This is a genomic window from Nonomuraea sp. NPDC003201 (assembly GCF_053590415.1).
In genome coordinates this window covers 1-1,550 of record NZ_JBSFTC010000725.1, presented here as the reverse complement: position 1 = coordinate 1,550, position 1,550 = coordinate 1, and the positions used below count along the sequence as shown (strand labels likewise).

At 71.5% G+C, this 1,550-nt stretch carries 2 protein-coding genes; both read right to left on the bottom strand.

What is annotated here, in order from left to right:
- Positions 1 to 255: 255 nt before the first annotated feature.
- A complete protein-coding gene (locus ACWDX9_RS63160; protein ID WP_449973426.1) occupies positions 256 to 912 on the bottom strand; it encodes an MBL fold metallo-hydrolase in 657 nt (218 codons plus the stop codon).
- Positions 909 to 1,550, bottom strand: a 642-nt coding sequence (locus ACWDX9_RS63155) for a maleylpyruvate isomerase family mycothiol-dependent enzyme (protein WP_449973425.1), incomplete at its 5' end; no start/stop codon positions are given. The genes ACWDX9_RS63155 and ACWDX9_RS63160, both read right to left, overlap by 4 nt.

The following is a 1,550-nucleotide window of genomic DNA, read 5'->3' as shown; positions in this document are numbered from 1 at the left end:
TACGGCTGCGCACGGTGGGCCGCACGCGCCGACGTCAGTGGCCGTCTGTCATGGCCGGTCGTGAAGGCTCACGGGCTGCTCGCCGTGACGACGCGCATTCTGGGCCGATTCCGTGGTGAGCCTGACCACGGCGGCATCGAGAGCGCGGCGTCCTCGCGGAAGAGGCGTTTCTTGCTCTCAGACGGTCGTCCCCAAGCGGCAGGCCGCGCAAGTCCGTCCAAAACAGCGCGGCCTGCCTGAAAGATGGCGCTTGAATCACCAGCCGCGAGACTTCCATTCGGGGAGGGACGGGCGTTCGGCGGCGAGGGTGGTGTCCTTGCCGTGGCCCGGGTAGACCCAGGTCTCGTCGGGGAGGCGGTCGAAGATGCGCTCCACCACGTCGTTGTAGAGCTGGGTGAAGCGCTGCGGGTCCTTCTGGGTGTTGCCGACGCCGCCGGGGAACAGCGAGTCGCCCGTGAACAGGTGGTGTCCCGCCTCGCCGCCGTCGTACAGCAGGGCGATCGAGCCAGGCGTGTGGCCGCGCAGGTGGATGACCTCCAGCGTGACGGCGCCGACGGTGATCGTGTCGCCGTGCTCGACCGTGCGGTCCACCGGCACGGGCAGGGCGGGCGCGTCGAGCGGGTGGGCGATCACCTCGGCGCCGGTGACCTTGGTCACCTGCTCAAGCGCCTGCCAGTGATCGCCGTGCTGGTGGGTCGTGACGATCTCTCCGACCGGCCGGTCGGAGATCAGAGCGAGCAGCCGGTCGGCGTCGGCGGCCGCGTCGATCAGCAGCCCGTCGCCGGTCTCCGAGCAACGCAGCAGGTACGCGTTGTTGTCGAACGGGCCGACTGCCAGCTTGTAGATCGTGAGCGCGGGCAGCTCGCGCACGTCGGCGGGGCCGCCGACCTGGACGTCACCTGTGTAGGTCATGGGTAGTCCTTCGGGGGTGTCGTGGGCAGATCAGCGGGGGCCGGCATCGTCAGCCACGGCGGCGGCTCCGGAAGGCCCGCGCTCGCGGGCGTGAACGACTGCCCCACTGGCACCAGGGTAACGCCCTCACCCCTCGACCGGCCGGTCAGCCAGGCCAGCATGTCGGCCGGCGCGCCTTCGACCGCGGGGCCGGAGCCGAGGCCGGGCCACCTGGCGGCGATCTCGCCCGACGGGTTCTTGAGCATGATCTCGCTCACCGTGCTACGGGCGTGCGGCCAGCAGGCGCGGCAGTCGTGGAGTTCGCGCAGGACGAACGGTTCGGGCCAGTCGGCGGGGCCGTACCCGGCGGCCAGGTCCACGTGGTGGAGGCCGATCTCGCGCAGGCGGCGTACCAGGAGGTACCAGGCGGGGTGCTCGGGCGGGCGCATGCCCTCCACCCGGGCGGACCAGCGGTCCTGTGGCAGGTCGCGGACGGCGGCGGCCAGGCGGGCCGCGCCTTCCTCGAGGTCGGCCAGGTGCCGGGCGGCTGGGTAGGTGGAAGCGGCCTCGATCGCGGCGGTTCTGGCCTCGTGGGAGGCGTACTGTGGGACTTTGACGCCCGTCTTCGCCCAGGTCAGGAGGTTGAGGTGGGAGTCGGC

Bases quoted from the DNA above. Each gene is read 5' to 3' on its own strand.
- ACWDX9_RS63160 (WP_449973426.1), bottom strand. From the start codon at position 912: ATGACCTACACAGGTGACGTCCAGGTCGGCGGCCCCGCCGACGTGCGC.